Origin of the sequence: Veillonella sp. (assembly GCF_041333735.1) — a bacterium.
Lineage (GTDB): Bacteria > Bacillota > Negativicutes > Veillonellales > Veillonellaceae > Veillonella.
In genome coordinates, this window is record NZ_JBGKFB010000001.1 from 213,257 (window position 1) to 232,079 (window position 18,823).

Annotated in this window: 15 protein-coding genes; 4 read left to right on the forward strand and 11 right to left on the reverse strand. The window is 39.0% G+C overall.

Annotated features, from left to right (window positions below):
* Positions 1-13: 13 nt before the first annotated feature.
* The 6 genes from ACDF53_RS01025 to ACDF53_RS01050 form a co-directional block, all read right to left on the reverse strand.
* Positions 14-5,098 (reverse strand): TonB-dependent receptor domain-containing protein, encoded by a 5,085-nt coding sequence (locus ACDF53_RS01025; protein ID WP_370815223.1) that lies wholly within the window; start codon positions 5,096-5,098, stop codon positions 14-16.
* Positions 5,099-5,279: 181 nt separating this feature from the next.
* A complete protein-coding gene (locus ACDF53_RS01030) occupies positions 5,280-6,170 on the reverse strand; it encodes a helix-turn-helix domain-containing protein (protein WP_370815224.1) in 891 nt (296 codons plus the stop codon).
* 191 nt (positions 6,171-6,361) lie between these two features.
* Positions 6,362-6,757 carry a YbaN family protein gene (locus ACDF53_RS01035; protein WP_370815225.1) on the reverse strand — a complete coding sequence of 132 codons (396 nt, stop codon included), beginning with the start codon at positions 6,755-6,757 and terminating at the stop codon, positions 6,362-6,364.
* Entirely contained in the window at positions 6,757-8,124 is a 1,368-nt protein-coding gene (locus ACDF53_RS01040; RefSeq protein WP_105089523.1) for a PTS ascorbate transporter subunit IIC, read from the reverse strand. The genes ACDF53_RS01035 and ACDF53_RS01040 overlap by 1 nt, the downstream gene beginning before the upstream one ends.
* 31 nt (positions 8,125-8,155) lie before the next feature.
* Positions 8,156-8,431: a PTS sugar transporter subunit IIB gene (locus tag ACDF53_RS01045; protein ID WP_005385725.1), complete on the reverse strand. Its 276-nt coding sequence runs from the start codon at positions 8,429-8,431 to the stop codon at positions 8,156-8,158.
* A gap of 12 nt (positions 8,432-8,443) precedes the next feature.
* The gene (locus ACDF53_RS01050) at positions 8,444-8,908 is read right to left on the reverse strand and encodes a PTS sugar transporter subunit IIA (protein ID WP_295780459.1); all 465 of its coding nucleotides are present in this window, start codon (positions 8,906-8,908) and stop codon (positions 8,444-8,446) included.
* Positions 8,909-9,105: 197 nt separating this feature from the next.
* Here ACDF53_RS01050 and ACDF53_RS01055 point away from each other — a divergent pair, with 197 nt between their 5' ends.
* From ACDF53_RS01055 to ACDF53_RS01065, 3 genes are read left to right on the forward strand one after another with little or no spacing between them, the layout of a single operon-like run.
* On the forward strand, positions 9,106-10,113 hold the full coding sequence (locus ACDF53_RS01055) for a FecCD family ABC transporter permease (protein ID WP_370815226.1): 1,008 nt from the start codon (positions 9,106-9,108) through the stop codon (positions 10,111-10,113).
* Positions 10,114-10,139: 26 nt separating this feature from the next.
* Positions 10,140-10,886, forward strand: coding sequence for an ABC transporter ATP-binding protein (locus ACDF53_RS01060; RefSeq protein WP_370815227.1), 747 nt, complete (start codon positions 10,140-10,142; stop codon positions 10,884-10,886).
* 20 nt (positions 10,887-10,906) lie between these two features.
* Positions 10,907-11,911 carry an ABC transporter substrate-binding protein gene (locus ACDF53_RS01065; protein WP_370815228.1) on the forward strand — a complete coding sequence of 335 codons (1,005 nt, stop codon included), beginning with the start codon at positions 10,907-10,909 and terminating at the stop codon, positions 11,909-11,911.
* Between the two features lie 192 nt (positions 11,912-12,103).
* On the opposite strand, the gene ACDF53_RS01070 is transcribed toward ACDF53_RS01065, so the two are convergent.
* The 5 genes from ACDF53_RS01070 to ACDF53_RS01090 form a co-directional block, all read right to left on the reverse strand.
* The gene (locus ACDF53_RS01070; RefSeq protein ID WP_199176261.1) at positions 12,104-12,277 is read right to left on the reverse strand and encodes a hypothetical protein; all 174 of its coding nucleotides are present in this window, start codon (positions 12,275-12,277) and stop codon (positions 12,104-12,106) included.
* 432 nt (positions 12,278-12,709) lie between these two features.
* Entirely contained in the window at positions 12,710-13,708 is a 999-nt protein-coding gene (locus tag ACDF53_RS01075; protein ID WP_370815229.1) for an anion permease, read from the reverse strand.
* Positions 13,701-14,330 carry a DUF47 domain-containing protein gene (locus ACDF53_RS01080; protein ID WP_105089528.1) on the reverse strand — a complete coding sequence of 210 codons (630 nt, stop codon included), beginning with the start codon at positions 14,328-14,330 and terminating at the stop codon, positions 13,701-13,703. The genes ACDF53_RS01075 and ACDF53_RS01080 overlap by 8 nt, the downstream gene beginning before the upstream one ends.
* A 335-nt stretch (positions 14,331-14,665) precedes the next feature.
* Positions 14,666-16,135, reverse strand: coding sequence for a [FeFe] hydrogenase, group A (locus ACDF53_RS01085; protein ID WP_295793843.1), 1,470 nt, complete (start codon positions 16,133-16,135; stop codon positions 14,666-14,668).
* Positions 16,136-16,267: 132 nt separating this feature from the next.
* A complete protein-coding gene (locus tag ACDF53_RS01090) occupies positions 16,268-18,274 on the reverse strand; it encodes an ABC-F family ATP-binding cassette domain-containing protein (protein ID WP_370815230.1) in 2,007 nt (668 codons plus the stop codon).
* A 112-nt stretch (positions 18,275-18,386) separates the two neighbouring features.
* Between ACDF53_RS01090 and ACDF53_RS01095 the strand changes: the two genes are divergently transcribed.
* On the forward strand, positions 18,387-18,707 hold the full coding sequence (locus ACDF53_RS01095) for a hypothetical protein (RefSeq protein WP_296005796.1): 321 nt from the start codon (positions 18,387-18,389) through the stop codon (positions 18,705-18,707).
* Positions 18,708-18,823: the final 116 nt, after the last annotated feature.

Genomic DNA, 18,823 nt, shown 5'->3' on the forward strand with positions numbered 1-18,823 from the left:
TACAGACTGAACATTAGAACCTGTAGGTCCCTTGAATTCTTGTATAATCGCCTAACTTAAAGCTTTCACTACCATATAAAGTATCTCGTTTATTAGTGCCCTTCGCATCAAATGTATAGAATGCTTCAAGGAGTAAATCCTTGCGTGGTACATAGCCCGCACCAAATGTAAAGCTACGAATACCATCGAGATAACGATCTGATACAGCACCAGTACCATTACCGCCAAAGAATGAACCATGTTCAAAGTATTTATAGTCGATAAATGCATTCCAAGATTTTGGAACATCTAGATTCGCACGACCAATGTCTAAGCGGGCCATCCAGAAGTGAGGTGTACCACCCATTTGATGACCTTTAAGAGCAAAGTCCGCGGTACCCCGTTCATGTTGATATACCGTATTACCATTTAAGTAACGCCCTAGGTTAGAACGGTTTTGACCGTAATCAACGGTAACAGAAGCATTAGCACCTAATTGATATTTAGCGCCAATACCGAATACTTGAGCTACATTTGAGAAGTTATATTCATCATTGCCGTTACCATTTGCATTTAAATAGGTATGTGTTTTACCACCAAAGGAACGTAAGTACCATGCTTGTAACCCAAGACGAGAGCCTATTTGTTTCTTGTATTGAACAAAGGCCGCTTTATCAATAGCCGGTACAGTATCTTTTTCAAGGACTACACCTTCTGTACGAATCAAATTACCGATGATCTTGCCTATTGCTTCACGAGGTAATTTATTTTCAGATTCTGCATCATGTACAACTTTTTCAAGATTATATAAATAGTTGTACATTGCTGGTGTCATGCCCCAACCATAATCAGAACTACCTTCACCCCAGTCGTTAGAGGCCATTGTAAAGTTCTTTTTATAAATCGCATCTTTAGCATCATAATCGCTAAATACATAGCTACCACTATCGTATTTATACGTTTTAGCACCTAAATATCCGGTGAGCTCATAATCACTAGATGGTTGTCCATAGTAATCATAGGATTGTTTGTAAGTGCCGTCTGGCTGTTTAACCCAAACAACATCGAGCTCACTATTGTTATAATTACTCCAGTTATCTGTAGCATTATATTTAGCTATTTCTGCTACGGATTGATTGATCTCATCACCATGTTTTTCAACATAGGCCTTAGGATTTACTAACGCATCTTTATTATCTGTAGATACGATAAGACCTTTCGCTTTTTCTTTTAAGTATTCAGGGTATAAGGAGGAGTTCACATTATACATAATGTCCCCTGTCTTATAAAGTTTCTCTCCTGTATGCTTATTAGTGATTTCATACATTGCATAACCACCAGATGGAATATCGAGGGAGAATTTCTTCCCAGCCATATCTGTAGGATATGCTTTTGTAAGAATATCTTGTAAATGGCCCATGATTTGAGCTTGTTTTTGTTGAGTCTCTCTTAGCTTAGCATCAGCTTTTGCCATTTCTTGATCCCGGTTTGGATTGCTCCAGCTAAGATCTAATGACTCCTTATAAGCTTCATATTCATCTTGTAAGCCTTTAAGCTGTTGATAGAAGTAGATGCTATCTGTCTTACCTTTGTAAGTAGAATCATAGATACCATTAGGACTATCTGGTGCTGCTGCATCTTCAGTTGATTTTTTCTCACCATCAGAGCCAGTTTTTGTAGCACTGTTGATATCGTATGGGAACTCATCACGGTTAATACCAATCAATTCAGCCGCTGTTGGAGGTCTGTAAATAACTTCATGGACTGCATGTGTATAAGCAGAATCTGTAATACCAGTACTATGTTTGAATGTGCCAACACCTATACGAACTTGTGAGTCATGACCATTCCATACAGCGCGAACGCCATCATAAGATTGACCAAACCAGTAGCCACTAGCACCCATAGGTTCTGTTAAGCGACCTACAGATACATCCCATTTTTTAACGCGTCTTGTGAAATCAACTGTATCGATTCGTTGATGGTTAAAACCTTTAGAATCGGATTGTGTCCAGCTTGTATCAACACCGCTCATACCAGTTGCACTACCGATAACTTTAAGATTGGTGAACTCATTGAGGCGAGCATCGAATCCTAGGCGCAAGCGTTGTTCAAAGCTATGACGATTAGCATCGTACATATTAGCTTTTGCAGAACCAATAGCGGAATTTGCTCTAAATGGAGATTGTGGTCTATTAGAGCCATCATGTGCCATCCAACGTGCTCTGTAGTCGCCAACTAATGTAACACCACGTTCTTTAGTAGTGTCGAAATCAGAACGAATAAAGTCAGTTAAGCGAACCACATCAGATACGTTTTGTACACCGGATTCAGCATTTGTAACTTCCCCATTAGTGCCCGCTACATTTGTACCTGTTACGCTACCTTTTGCACCATTCTTAGTCTTACCGATAGCTGTCGTCTTACTGCTGTCTCCACCACCAAATTTAAGGTTAACCCCTACACGATACACGCGTTCTTGCGTAGCGCGGTCATCATCGCGATGGTTAAAGATATTATTGATGCCAAAGTACATCATGGCATTTTTATTGAATCGTTTTTGAACCATTACGTTCCAAATGCCAAAGGTTTTCTTTTCATAGGTTTGCTTCTTATATACGCCGGCATCACCAGATAAGATATCTGGCCAGTAGTTGCCACCATTATTAAGCGTATTACTATCAAGCATATTGATATAGTAATCACCCCAAATGGAACCATTCCAACCAGATTTAGGGTTGTCATAGGTAATACCAATATCAACCTTATGCATTGGTTTATCCAGCAATTGACGAGGCATTGTTGGATCACTCTTATTAATAGCATGCAAGTATGTATACCCGAGCTTGCCGGACCAATACTTACCAAATTTTTGTTGTACTTCTGCTTGAAGGCCCGTAATTTCAGCTTTACCAATATTTTTAAAGCTATAAATCATGTCTGGTGCACGTTGGTACTTCGCATCACCTTTAAGGTATGGTGCAAAGTCCATGAAATCCCCTGTGAAGTATACAGACATGTAATTCTTGATGCGGTTATGGAATACGCCTACACGAGCATAAGTATTCTTATTTTCACCTTCTAAGCTCATGTCAAAGTTAACCGATTTCTCAGGTTTCAAATTAGGATTGCCAGCCCAGTACCAACCAAGTTTTGCAACCCCAATCCCAACAGGATTAGAAGCATACATTTCCCAGTTGTACCACAATTCGCCCATACCTGGTTCTGTATAGCCCGTCCCTACATTGGCTTTAAATCTACGATGAGTATTACCTTTAACGTTATAGGTCATGCCTAAGGACGCAGATAAATTAGAACCAAATAAGCTGCTGTTATCAAAGCGAAGAATTGGGGATAATGTTAAGTTCTTATTTACCTGCCATGTATCAGAAACATAAGCATTTAACTTACGAATCGTACCGCTACCAGTTGTTAAGCGTTGATCACGGCTACGATATTCTTCTAAGAAGGCTTTACCATTTAGCTTAGGTGCTTTTTTACGCATTTCCGGATCATTGGACTCGCCGTATTTAAAGTAATCCCCTACAATATTGGCACGTGTTGCAGATAATACAGGATTTTCAGCTTTTAAACGGTCTTCTAAAGCCTTATAACGAGCTTTAAACTCATCTGTTACAGGTTGATTATTAGGAGATGTACTAGACCAATCACTTAATCTACTTTCAGACAAACCATAGTTTATATAGTCATCGTAAGTTATACCTGGTTTTTGAGCATCTGTTTCTGCACCGTAGTATTCATAATCCATATCCCATTGCGGCATGCCGCCACCGGAATTAATGAATTTATAGTCGTGGATATGAGAGTAAACCTTGATGCTATTATCGCCTTTACGACGTACAAGGCGGTCAAGTTTATCAACTAGTAAGCTCTTATCGTACTCCCATGGATCAATGTACATGGTGCTTGTATGAGGGGAGCTCTTCAATCGGCTACCAGAGCCTTCTTCACGAGCATAGCTTACGCCGTAGCTAAGCAAATGATTTTTATTGAGCTGTGTATTCGCATTAGCTCGAATATCCAATTGACGATGATCGATGTTATCGATATAACGCAACTCATTGGAGCCTTCATAGGCGGAGCGCCCTGTATAACTAATGAGGGCTACGTCATTTTCTTTGATGCGGGAGTAGTTAGTTTCAACTGTCCAATCGCTTTTACCGGCGCGAGAGGACCATTGTAAGTTTGCCGTATTACGGTCCGCAGTACGTTTGAAATGTTGTTGAGGTTCTAAGTCAGAGTCGGAGTGCTTAACATCGCGTACAAGGTCTTCTGTGTAGCGATTAAGCCGCATTTCAAATTTATTCTTATCATTAGCTTCGTAGGTTGCTACAAGACCGATATCAGCCGCATCACCATAATAACGAAGCACATTTGGCTTGAAATTATGTTTTGCATAATCAAAGGCCATGCCAGAATCTCGACGTTTAACGGATGCTAAAACAGGCATAAGATCACGTTTACTGCCTGACAAACCAACCTTTAACTTACCCATTTGACCAGAGTCGGCACGAATAAAGAAGTTTTGGAATGGGAATGTATCACCATCACTCTTTCGACGCATGCCTTCTGCGTTCAATTGTAAGGTCGGTTTCTTTTGTGCTTTTTTTGTGATGATGTTAACAACACCACCAATAGCATCGGAACCGTATTTTGCACTGGCGGCCCCTTGGATAACCTCAATGCGTTCAACATTTTCTGTACCTAACCGTTGAACCTCATCTGCTGCACCGGAGTACTTATCAAAATCGCCTAGTACTGGTTGACCATCTACTAAAATAAGTGTGTGGCGCGCTTCTGCACCACGAATAGATACGCCTACACGTCCCATAGCGTCTACAGTTCTAGATACGCCTGTTTGTGTAAAAATAATGTCTTCGACGGACTTCGCCTGCTTCTTCTCAATATCTTTCTTGGTAATAATTTGCACTTGCTGTGAGTTCAATTTTGCTTCTTCTTCTGCCCATGTTCCTTTAACATGAACAACATCTGTAGTAACGGTTGCATTCTCAGCCCATACTACAAGAGGTGCGCTAAGCCACAAGGCAACTGCACTAGAAAGAATTATGGCGCGCTTTGTATGTCCCCACCGGTCCATTGTGCCCTCCTCAAATTTTAACTAATTATACGTTTTGTATCTTTCACTCTCAAAAAAAAGATACACTCTACTAACATATAACTGACAATAAATATCATTTACATTTTAATGTTAGCAAAGTGTATCTTGCATATCTACTCCGAAAAGACCAAAAATATACGTTTCGGACAATATTAAATTGTTATACCTTACGATAAGCACTTGGAGTTACACCAGTAGCCTCTTTAAAGGCACTAGTAAACTTACTGCCATTCTCATACCCTACGGCATTAGCAATTTCTAGAATCGATTGATCTGTTTCATGAAGTAACCTCTTAGCCGCATTAATACGACATTCTTTTAAGTATTGATGTATCGTCGTACCATATACGCCCTTAAAACATCGTTTTAATGTAGACGTAGGTACATCAAAATGTTCAGATAATGTCTCAATTGTAATACGCTTCATAAACTGAGTAGATACATATTCGTTAACAGCTTTCACAATATCAACCTGCTGTTTCCGATAGGTTGTTCTCTTTTCATTATTGCTCGTAGAAATTACAGATAATAACAAAAAGATCTCAATAACCTTTAATTTAAAATAGTGCCCTTTGATTTGGTCAGGCACTTTATATAAGCTAGAAAAAATCTGTCTAACCGATTCAGTTTCTTCCATCATCATACCGTACTCGGAATGCTCACAAAATCGTTCAGCTAGGCTTGTTAAATTAATACGTGACTCAGTAACAAGCGAATCCAATACTGGTTGCGCTTTTTCTACATCTACTAATAATACAATCCCCTTAAAAAGTTTTGTAGGGAAATAATTTTTATGTTGGTAGTCAGCATGAGTATGCCATCCTAATGACATATCTCCTGGCCCCATATATAAATATTCCCCAGATGTAAACTTACACTCGATGCGCCCCTCTTCACAATGATTTATGGCAAATGTCTTGGTATGTGATTTAGCATAAAATTGAATCGTTTCTTGCTTCACATCAAGGAACATTAAATCAATGCCTTCAAATACCTTATACCTCGACATAGATGTCCCTGTGTGTGATCTTGCATGATTATGTGGATTCATACTATCACCAATACACAAATACTATAAAAATACTATAAATTTACTATATACACATGTATCATAGTATACTTATTGATATCCATTGTCAAATTAAAATTAGTAATAATTCATTTTTTCTTTAAAAATATAAATTTACACAAAAAATAGCCTCGTAAACTAAACCAATGTAGTTTACGAGGCTATATTTAGAATTATTTTTTTGTTTTTACAATAAAAACTAATGCTATCACATGGGCAACCCATACGATTCCCATGACCATGAGTGCTACAGGCATATTTTGACTGAAATAAGCACCGATAGCCATGATTGTACTAACTGAAAGAAGAATGGACAACTTAGCCCGCAACGTCAACGCTTTATCGCGTTCATAAGCACCAACAGTCTTTTGATATAAACTAGATTCTAAGAACATGTTATGAAAACGTTCAGATCCTCTAGCTAAACAAAACAAGGTAAGCATATAAAAAGGTACTGTTGGCAATAGTGGTAATACGATACCCGCTGTACCAAGAGCAAAGCTAGTAGCACCTATAGTAAGGAATATATATCGTATTACAACATTACTATGTTGCTCAGTTGTTTTCATTACTCCTCTTCTACGTAGTTAATAACTTTACCTTTTGTTTTAATAAAGTTTGGAATAATAAGTACAAGAGCTGCAATCGCTACGATACCATAGATACCAGCCATACCAATCCATTCGAATGCATGACCAAGTACAAGACCCATTACGGCAAAGTCTGCATCACCAAATGTTGTATTTTGGAAACCTAATTGACCAAGAACTGGCAATGCCAATGCTGGCAAGAAGGTAATAGCCAAACCATTAAGGAATGCGCCTACTGCAGCACCACGACGGCCGCCTGTAGCATTACCATAGATACCTGCTGTTGCACCGCAGAAGAAATGAGGTACAAGGCCAGGAATGATTAATACGCCACCTACAGCACCAAGGATGAGCATACCGATGATACCGCCGATAAAGGAGCTAATGAAGCCCAATACTACTGCTGTTGGAGCATATGTAAAGAATACGGCACAGTCTACTGCTGGGATTGCATTAGGGATAATTTTTGTTGCAATACCTTGGAATGCAGGGATTAAATCACCTAAGATCATACGTACACCGGAGTATACGATTGTTACACCTACAGCAAAGTTCATAGCGCTCATAACAGCATATAAGTAAGGACTCATATCCCCAGATAAAGTAGCTACAAACTCAGAACCAGCCGCAAAGGCTGCAATCAAGTAGAATACGATCATAGTCAATGCTGTAGATAACGTAGAGTCACGCAAGAAACCCCATTTTTCTGGAATTTCAATGTCTTCTGTACTATCGTCTGCTTTACCTACATATTTAGCAACCCAAGCGGATAAATAGTAACCTAAGCTACCAAAGTGACCGATGGCAATTTCATCGCCTTCTGTAACCTTAGATGTATAGCTTTGACCAATTGCTGGAGAAATAGCAGACCAAGCGCCCATCAAGAAACCACCTACAAGGATGAGTTCCATACCGGACAAACCTGCTGTACCGAGTACGGCAGACATAAGACAAGCCATAAATAAGCTATGGTGACCTGTTAAGAACACATATTTGAACTTGGTGAAACGAGCAATGCATAAGTTCATCAATAAGCCTACTACGAGAATAGACATCGTTTCAACGCCAAGTACCTTTTGTGCTACAGCCACGATAGCTTCGTTATTTGGTACTACACCAGTAATGTGGAATCCATGCTCAATCATCTTACCTAGTGGATCAAGGTTGTTAACGATAACACCTGCGCCAGCTGCGAGCATTAAGTAGCCAAGAATAGGTTTCAATGTACCAGTCATTACCTTATGAAACGGGCGTTTCAAGGCAATCAAGCCAATACATGACATAATACCAATCAAAAGTGCTGGTTGAGACAGCACATCACGTAAGAACTCTAATACCATTTCCATGGCACTACCTCCTATATATAGTTGTTACATATTATTGAGCTGCTTGTTTTAATGCATCAAGAATATCTTCTGTGATTTTCTTTTTATTAATATAGCTACGAACAATAGCCACATTCTTGTCTTCAAATTGCTCAGCTAACTCTTTTACAGTTACAATAAGGTCCGCTTTACGGCCTTGTGCGGCATTAAAATCAATAGATTCAACTTGTGCATCAATACCATTTTCAGCACAGATTTCTTCAATTTTCATTTTTAGCATCAAGCTAGAACCAATGCCATTACCGCATACAGTTAATACAGAAATCATACTTTCCTCCTACTAAACGTATTCTTGATCTTCTAAATGCGTTGCCAAGAACTCTTGTACATCTTCAATACTTTCAAAATCAGCGGCCGCATCTAAAAACTCATCATCCTCAAATAATGTAGCAATATCCGTCAACAACTGAATATGTTCATCCTTATTCGGTGCACATAAGAATAGCGCTACAGAAACGGGATCATTGTCAGGGCTACCAAAATTCAATGGTTTTTCTAAGGTTACCAATGCGGTACCTACACGTTTTGCCCCATTTTCCGGACGAGCATGTGGCATAGCAAGACCTGGTGCCAACACAATATATGGCCCCATTTCACGTACTACCTCAACCATAGCCTCCGTATAAGATGGATCAGTAAAACCCGCATCAACCATGAGTTGACCACCGTGACGAATTACTTCTTCCCACGTTTCTGCAGGATAATGAAAGGATACATTATCCTCAGATAGTAAATCTTGTAACAAGCTAACACCTCCTGAATTTACTTACGTACATATTTTTATTATATCCATTCTGTGAGTTTTTTCATATAACAAAATAAGCATACAACTATAAAAAGGAATAAAAAATACCCATACGCGTATGTATATTGTAGATATATAGAAAACTCTCTATACTTAGATAAGGTTATATTACCTCTACAATAGAATAAGGAGATTGTATGCACACTTCAATAAAAGCATTAATACTATGTGTAATACTATGTATTTCATTAGTAACGGCGTTGCAATTCGGATCTACGTTTATTCCTTTAGATCAAATCATTCAGGCTCTTATGTCTATGGCTGATCCCAATACAAAAGCCACAATGACAGATACAATTATCACGGATATACGATTACCGCGGCTCATCTACTCAGTCTTAACCGGTATCGGCTTATCCCTCGTTGGTTTACTAATGCAAACGGTTACCCGAAATGCGCTTGCTGACCCCTATGTACTAGGTGTTTCATCAGGTGCTAGTACAGGTGCTGTATTTGCTATTATCATGGGTGGTCTACCCCTATTAGGTGCCTATAACACACCTGTTTTCGCAGCCCTAGGTGCGGCCCTCTCTATTATCTTGGTATTGCTCTGTGTTGGTAAAAGCAATAGTCCTGTGAAGCTCATCCTCATAGGTATGGGCATGACTGGTATATTCTCGGCCTTAACCATGATGATTATCTATGGGGCCAAACACGAAGCACAAGTACGAAGTGCCATGTTCTGGCTATTAGGTAGCTTTGCCGGTATCCAATGGGGCGACTTACCATTAACTGCCATTATTGTAACCTTGTTTATGTTGTACATCTATATGTTTAACCAAGATTTAGACGTTCTTCTTCTAGGTAATCATGAAGCTGCGCAAATGGGCTTATCTGTAAAACAGTTACAGTTGAGCATTGTCATCATATCCTCAATTGTTATTGCCACTTTGGTATCCAAGGTTGGTGTAGTTGGATTTATCGGTCTTATTATTCCTCATTTAGCAAGAATTATAGGCGGTCCAAAACACAAACATACCTTACTATTCAGTACACTAATCGGCAGTATTGTGATGATTTGGTCCGATGTACTATCTAGAGCACTCTATAGTCCTGAAGAGATTCCAATCGGTGTGCTCACTTCTTTGTTAGGTGCTCCACTCTTCATTTGGATTATTATGAATCGTTATAAACACAATGGTTAGTGTATATCATATCTATAGGAGATACTATGTATCAAATTAATCAGTTGTCCTTCTCTTACGAGAAGAAAGAAGTGTTAAAGAATATTTCTGTCACATTTCCGAGTAATAAAATTACGGCCATTATTGGTCCCAATGGATGTGGTAAATCCACATTACTGAGTCATCTCTACCGACTACTCCCATCAAAAGATAAAATCATCTTGAATCAAAGGCCTTTAGAGTCTTATAAAGGTCGTGAATTTGCTCAATTAGTCGCCGTTCTAACACAATCTAGAGATGCTATGATCGATGATTTTCTCGTAAAAGACATTGTTCTTATGGGCCGTTATCCTTACAAACAACATTTTGGCACATATAGCTCAGAGGATATAAAAATCGCAGAGCATTATATGCATGAAGTAGGTATTACTCATTTAGGGGATGAAGAAATTCATCATTTATCAGGTGGCGAAAAGCAACGTGTATTCATTGCCAAAGCATTGACTCAAGAACCTCAAATCCTACTCTTAGATGAACCTACAAACCATCTAGATATGAAATATAAAATAGCACTGATGAAACAATTGCGAGCGTTTAAAGGCACAACCATCGTAGTCTTACATGACTTAAATTTAGCCGCTCAATATTGTGATCATGTCGTTGTTATGAACGAGGGAACCATCCTAAAGGAAGGCTCCCCTACCGAGGTATTAACACCTGAAATTCTTGAACCCATCTTTGAAGTTCCTTTCAAAACCTCTTGGGATGAAGGGCGCTATCATTTATATTATTAATTCAAAAGAAAGGGCTTATTATGTTCCAAAAATTACGAAAATCAAAGAAATTGTTGTTAGTCGCTATGGCATGCGCAACCTTTGCTATTGCTGGTTGTGGCTCTGACACAACGAAGAACACAGCTGATAATAGCAACGCAGTAACATGGAGTGAAACATTTGACGGTACCAAAACTGACTTTGCTGTAAAATCCTCTCCTACCCATGCAGTATCCATGTCCCAAGCAACTACAGAAATGATGCTCCAACTGGGTCTTGAAGATAAGATGGCTGGTACAGCTTTCAAAGAAGAAGAAATCTATCCACCCTTACAAGCAGCCTATGACAAGGTAAAAGTATTATCCGACAAATGGCCGTCCTACGAAGTATTCATGTCTGTAAAACCTGACTTTGCAACAGGCTGGCCTGACTCCTTCAGCAAACGCGCTATTCCTGCAGATAAAATGATTGCTCAAAAGGTAAACATTTGGCTTCCTGAATCCATGTTGTCTACAAAAGCAGATTTAGAAACTAACTTTAATGACATGATTAAATTAGGCGAAATCTTCGGCGTTAAACCTAAAGCTGAAGAATGGGTTGCAAGCCAACGTAAAACGTTAGAAGCTATCCAAGCTAAATTAAAAGACTTACCTCGTAAACGGGTCTTCATTTATGACTCTGAAGATGGTCAACCATTCACAGCCTTCGAAGGTTACACTACAAACATCTTGAAACTTATCGGTGCTGATAACGTAATGAGTGGCTTAGGCGTTGATAAAACATGGGCTAAAGGGTCTTGGGAAACTGTAATCGCTCAAAATCCTGATTATATCATTATCGCTGACTATGGTACATCTATCCGCAACGATGATGATTTCCAACAAAAAATTGAGAAAATCAAATCCAACCCTCAACTTCAAGATATTACTGCTGTTAAAGAAGGTCATTTCATTCGTGTAAAACTTTCTGAGATCACACCTGGTGTTCGTACTGTGGATGCTCTAAAACGTTTGGCTGAAGAAATTCACGGTGTAAAAATCGACTAACTCTATAATCAAATGATACTAACGGAAAAGGTCCCAATTCATTGAATTGGGACCTTCTTCGTACTGCTTTGTATTGCACACAGCATATTGTTAGAGAGTAGAGATGTGTTGTAGTTGAAAGATTTAAATAATGGGTTATTGTAAAATAGATTAAAAGTTTATTATGTTGTATATGCTGTGACAATGCCTTATTTATGCATTTCTAGTACATTGTTGCCTATAGCGTTTATCATTATTTGCCTTGATGGCCATAATCAATGGTTTGAGTGAAAGAAACTCTTCATCACTAAGTCGAATGGTTCTACCAATACGTTTAATCGGATTACGTGGGCGCCCGGCACCGCGTCTAGTTCCACCCCATGCCATATACATACCTCACTTTTCACTTGAATAACTCCTTCTACCGATAGTATAACTGCTCATACATAAGTATGCAATATCCATTCATTATAAATAGTCTCAAAACAGTCTTTAAACAAGTAATAAACTGTATTTATTAATAAAATGCATAATCAAGAAAAGCACATATTTATAAGCATTTTCCTATATTCAACTTGATTTTTAACATTAACGTTGCCAAATATAGATAAATCGCTTTTATAGAATATAGTATTTAAAACCTAGTGTATACCTATATTCTTTGGTGACAATTTTATAAGAAAACGCTTCAAAAAAGCTTAACCACAACTAATAAACCGAATATCTTAATCAATCCAAACCGAAAACTACAGAACTTAAAACTACAGAACAAAAAAAGACTGCTTTCGCAGTCTTTTTTTGTTTTATATAGCTATTATATTAACCAAATAGTAAATGACCGATTTCATAAGCAATAGCCGCTACAATACCAGATAATGGAATTGTTACAAACCAAGCCAACACCATCGATCTTGCTACGCCCCAGTTAACAGCTTTAAGACGTTTAGAAGAACCTACACCTAACAAGGAACCACTTACAACGTGTGTCGTACTTACAGGTAAATGTAAGAATGTAGCTGTAAAAATAGTGATAGCAGAGTTTAAGTCAGCAGCAAAACCATTAATTGTTTCTAGTTTGAAAATCTTAGTCCCCATGGTAGAGATGATTTTCCAACCACCCACTGCTGTACCCATGGCCATAGCCGTAGCACAACAAAGTTTAACCCATAATGGCACATCCAATGTATCAATAAAGCCACCACTAAGCAAGGTTAAGGTAATAATCCCCATCGCCTTTTGCGCATCATTAGAGCCATGTGAGAAGGCCATCATGATGGCAGATACAACTTGCATGGATCTAAATCTATCATTCAACGTAATTGGAGAAAATCTACCAAAGATAAGCAACAATACTTTCATCACAATATAGCCACCAATCATGGCTACAACTGGAGATAAAATAAGGGATAAGAAAATCTTTAAGATCCCTGCCTCATTTAAAGCATCAAAGCCTACAGACCAGCCTACAGCACCAATGATACCACCGATAAGCGCATGAGATGAGGAGCTCGGAATCCCCCAATACCATGTGAGCAAGTTCCATGTGATGGCACCGATAAGAGCTGCTGAAATGATTCCACTATTGATAAGAGATGCAGACATTACGATGTCGCCACCGATTGTCTTTGCAACGCCTGTACTAACCATGGCCCCCAAGAAATTGAGTGCTGCTGTCATCATAATAGCTTTTTTAGGCTCAATAGCACGGGTTGATACAGATGTGGCAATGGCATTCGCCGTATCGTGGAAGCCATTGATATAGTCGAAGGCTAATGCTAAAAATACTACTAGCCATACTAAATAATGAGCATCAAGCATATTTCAATACTACCCGGCGGAATGTACCAACCAAATCTTCGCATCCATCGATTACATCCTCCATGGCGCTAAGGATTTCCTTCCATTTGATAATTTCAATAGGATCTGTACACTCAGTGAAGAGTTTAGCCATTTCTTCGTGGTAAATATTATCCGCTTCAGACTCAAGTTTCAATACTTGGTGTACGCGGCCTTCTACCTTTACATGGTCCTTTTTAAGGCTGCCCATATAACCAATAGATTTGTTAATATGCTTAACGCATTTTACAACGATTTCACTCATACGGATAGCACCATCACTTGGATTACCAACGTGGTACATAACCATTTTATCCATGATTTCTTTAATATTATCTAATGTAGTATCCAATTGGTCGATTAGAAGCTGAATATCTTCGCGATCCATTGGGGTAATGAATGTTTTACGCAAACGTTCTACAGTTTCGGTTACTAATTCATCGGCAGCTTTTTCCTTTGTATCAATTTCAAGAAAAGCCTCTTCTTTAGAGATTTCGCCTTTAAACACACGCTCCATCATTTCTGCACTTTCATATGTAAGAGCAGCATGATTTTCTAAAATACTGAAAAATTTTTCTTCTTTTCCTTTTAATTTAAAAGCCATGAAGATCCTCCTGAAACAGTATTGATTGCTTCTATAAATATAATTTAATTATAGCACACTAACCATAATTCCTAAACAATTTACCAATCTCTATATTCTAACCCCTATGCGTATATGGCATATATACTATTCATCACCGTGAAAGCATCAACAATATTTAGATATGATACAGGTAGTCCCCAAAATAGTTTAAATAAAAAAGCAGATAGCTGATTGAAATATCAACTATCTGCCTTTTATATTAAGCCATATATATGCTTTTATAGTATGTATCACCTAATATAGTTAACTATTACATTTACTGCTAATTGTTACGGTTAACTATTTTTTAGCTATTAGTTATTAGCTTCCGCTGCTGCTTTAGCTGCTTCTGCGGCCTTTTTCAAGTTAGGCACAGATGTTGGGCATGTAGCTGGTGTGCAAGCACCATTAGGACCCAAATCTTCAGAGCGGTTCACAAATGTTGTATGTAACATGTGATGCGCTTTATGGCTCATAGGTTTGCCATCGAAGAACTCAGCATATAATTTTTGGATATCTGGATTATCGCAAGCCGCTTTTACTGTTACTTCCGCATCACGAGTGTACAAGGAAGCAATACGAGCTTCGCGAGCTTTATCAGCCATCGGTAATTTAACGCGTGGTTGGCCACCACCACCGATACAACCGCCACGGCACGCCATTACTTCAATGAAGTCATAATGGATATTTTCTGCACGCATGCGTTCGATGAATTTACGCAAGTTGCCTGTACCATGAACAGCCGCTACATGTAATGTTTTGTCCCCAATGACTACGTCTGCTTCACGAGCACCGTCCATACCACGAATTGCTTCGAATGGGATCAATGTTTGAGGTGCATCTTCACCAGTTGCTAATTTGTAAGCTGCACGCATAGCCGCTTCCATAACGCCACCAGTATTACCGAAGATGATACCACCACCAGATGCTTCACCCATCAATGGATCAAATGCAGAATCTTCTAATTCATCAAAGTTGATTTCTTCTGCACGTAACCATTTTGCAAGTTCACGTGTAGTAATACAGTAGTCTGTATCGCGCATTTCTGGTACATCCCAGTATTCAGCAGAGGAGTTCATTTCGTCACGACGAATTTCGAATTTCTTAGCTGTACAAGGTGTTACTGCAACAGCAACGATTTGTTTTGCATCAAGGCCCATTTTTTCAGCAAAATATGTTTTTTGTGTAGGCGCTTGCATTGCAATTGGACTCTTAGCAGTAGACAAGTTTGGCAAGAATTCTGGATAGAATGTTTCAGCAAACTTAACCCAAGCAGGGCAACAAGATGTGAATTGAGGCAATACGGAATCACTATTGATGACGCGTTCCAACAATTCAGATGCTTCCTCCATGATTGTCATGTCAGCACCAAAGTTTGTATCGAGAATATAGTCGCCACCTAATTTACGAAGAGCAGCTACCATTTTACCTTCTACGAATGTACCTGCATCAAGGCCAAACTCTTCACCTAAGCCAACACGTACAGCAGGTGCAGTTTGGAATACAACGATTTTATTAGGGTCAGCAATAGCTGCTTTTACTTCATCAATTTCAGAGCGTTCATTGATGGAATCAAATGGACAAATAGATGCACATTGACCGCAATGAATACAAATTGGATGATCCCCATTTGTTGTTAAATCATAATAATCAAATACGCCCATGTCTACAGCACAAGCTTTACGACATAAGGAGCAGTTTTTACATTTGGATAAATCTTGAACTAAAGCAATATTGCCGTCTTCGATTGGTACGCGACGGTCTAAAAATTGGTACTTACTCATGAGTTCCTCCTACTTAGGTAACGTTGTTATCGTTAATCGATGAAATTATACTATAATTTGTGACTTTTATCAATAAATTTACATGTAATTCCTTTGCATAACAGATATTAAAAAATCGCATGCTATAAGGAATTATAGGCGTTCTTCCAATTCCATCCACCGTTCTGTAAGCGCATCTATTTGGGACTGAGTCTCTTCTCGCTCAGCCATCAAGGATTGCATCTTCTCATAATCAGTAGCAACTTGACTAATCATGACATCGAGGCCCTTAACTAAATGCTCTAATTTAGGCAATTCCTCCATGATGTTGGCATACTCCGCTTCTTCCGCTTTATTTAACCCCTTCTTTGGTACCTCTTTGAAAGTATCTCCTCCAGAAGTTGTAATGCTACTATCACTACCATCTGCTGAGTTGCCTAATGATGAATCATCACTGGTAGTACTAGGTGCAACCCCGTCCGCTTTTTCATCTTTAGAAGTAACAGATGTACCTGTATTAGCCATATAGAATGGGCGCTTTCCACCGCTACTTTCATCTAAAGAATCCTTGTAATCAGAATAGGAGCCATGAACAATCTCAATATGACCATCACCACTGAACACAAAAAGTTTGTCCACCACGCGGTCTAAGAAGTAACGATCATGGCATACGGTGATAATGACACCACTAAAGGAATCGAGGAAATCCTCTAGTACCTCTAATGTAGGAATATCAAGATCATTGGTCGGTTCATCGAGCAACAAAACATTAGGAGCGCTCATAAGCAATTTCAATAGATACAACCGACGTCGTTCACCACCTGAAAGTTTACGGATTGGTACACCATGTAGCTCAGGTGTAAATAGGAAGCGTTCAAGAATCTGACCTGCACTCAACGTAGAGCCATCGCCCAGAACCATATAGGAATGGTCCTCTCGAATATAATCGAGAACGCGCATATCTTCATCAAACTCAGGCAGTTCTTGTTTGAAATGTGCAATGCGAACTGTCTCGCCTTTACCAATCGTACCACTTGTAGGTTCATAGGTTCCATCAAGAATGTTCATAAAGGTAGACTTGCCAACCCCATTAGGGCCAACGATACCAATGCGATCATGACGCACTACGTGATAGGTAAAATCCTTAATCATAGGACGCTCACCAAAATAGAACTGTAAATGTTCAATATCAAAGATGGTTTTCCCTAAACGCGTTTTTAAAGCAATAGGATCCATTTGATCGGGACGTCTAGTTTTCTCCATATTCTTAAGTTTTTCATAGCGATCTAAACGAGCCTTTTGCTTTGTCGTTCTCGCCAACGCACCACGGCGTACCCATTCGATTTCTCGTTTTAAGAACTGACGGCGCTTCTCTTCTGTAGCAGCTTCACGAGCCTCTCGATCAGACTTTAAGGCAATAAACTCTTCGTAGTTACCATCGTATTGGTACATACGTCGATTAGATAATTCCAAAATACCATTACATACTGAGTCAAGGAAATATCTATCATGGGTACTGATTAATAAGCCCCCTTGGCGAGCACTTAAATAAGACTCTAACCAATCGATGCTATCTTCATCTAAATGGTTTGTCGGTTCATCTAACAATAATAGATCACAAGGATATAATAATGCTTGGCCTAACGCAAGGCGACGCTTTTGACCACCAGATAACATAGCCACCTTTTGATTTACATCAGGAAAACCTAACTTAGATAAAATAATACGAGCCTCTTGCTCCACTTGCCAGCCATCTTGTTGGTCCATCTGCTCCAAGGCATTCATATAGTTCCGTGATACTTTATCATCCTCGCCACCAGCCTCTTGCATTTCACGATATTCACGACTAATGCGCTCAAAGGATTGCACCATTCGCAAACGAGGATGATCACCATCAAGAACGGCTTCTAGTAATGTTGAATCTGGGTCAAACTCAGGTATTTGTGCTAAATAGTGTATACTAGCCTTACCGTTTCGCTCAATGGTCCCCTTATCAGGCTCCATTTGTCCTGCCAAGATTTTTAAGAAGGTAGACTTACCTGTCCCATTAATACCCACGAGACCTAGACGTTTTTCGGTGGTGAAAGTAATATTTACCTCCTTAAACAGCAGTCGTGTGCCATATGATTTTTCTATGTTTTGTAAACTAATAACGTTCATCGTATGCTCCTATTATGTCATTCTGATATTTATTATACTACACATTACCATTGACAGTAACAGGCCCCCTCAGTAGAATAAACGTAACGTATATATTCATGAGGAGGTCCACATGGCAGCAGATATCGTTTTAGACTTTTATGAAACTATCAATTTTGAACTTATCGATATCGATGGGTATGACACATTATTTACAGAGCTCTTGGAAGATGGCACCTATGCAACTGTGTCCGATGATGACGGTCATTTGCCAGAGGATTTAGAAACGCCAATCGTATTCAATGTATACGACGACAATGACTCCTTCCAATGGAGTGTGACCCTCGATGATTCTTACCAACTAAAAGACTTGTTGGACAGTGCTGAAAGCACAAATGCATTCTTGGAAACACTTCAAAAAATTCGACAAGAACATATTGAACAATACCAATAAAACAAAAGCGATGACCTGTATAAGGTCATCGCTTTTATAATTTTATGATAGAACATATAACGTTGATGTAGCATATAACGTTTATTGAACCAACATCGTTAATGAAACATATAGCA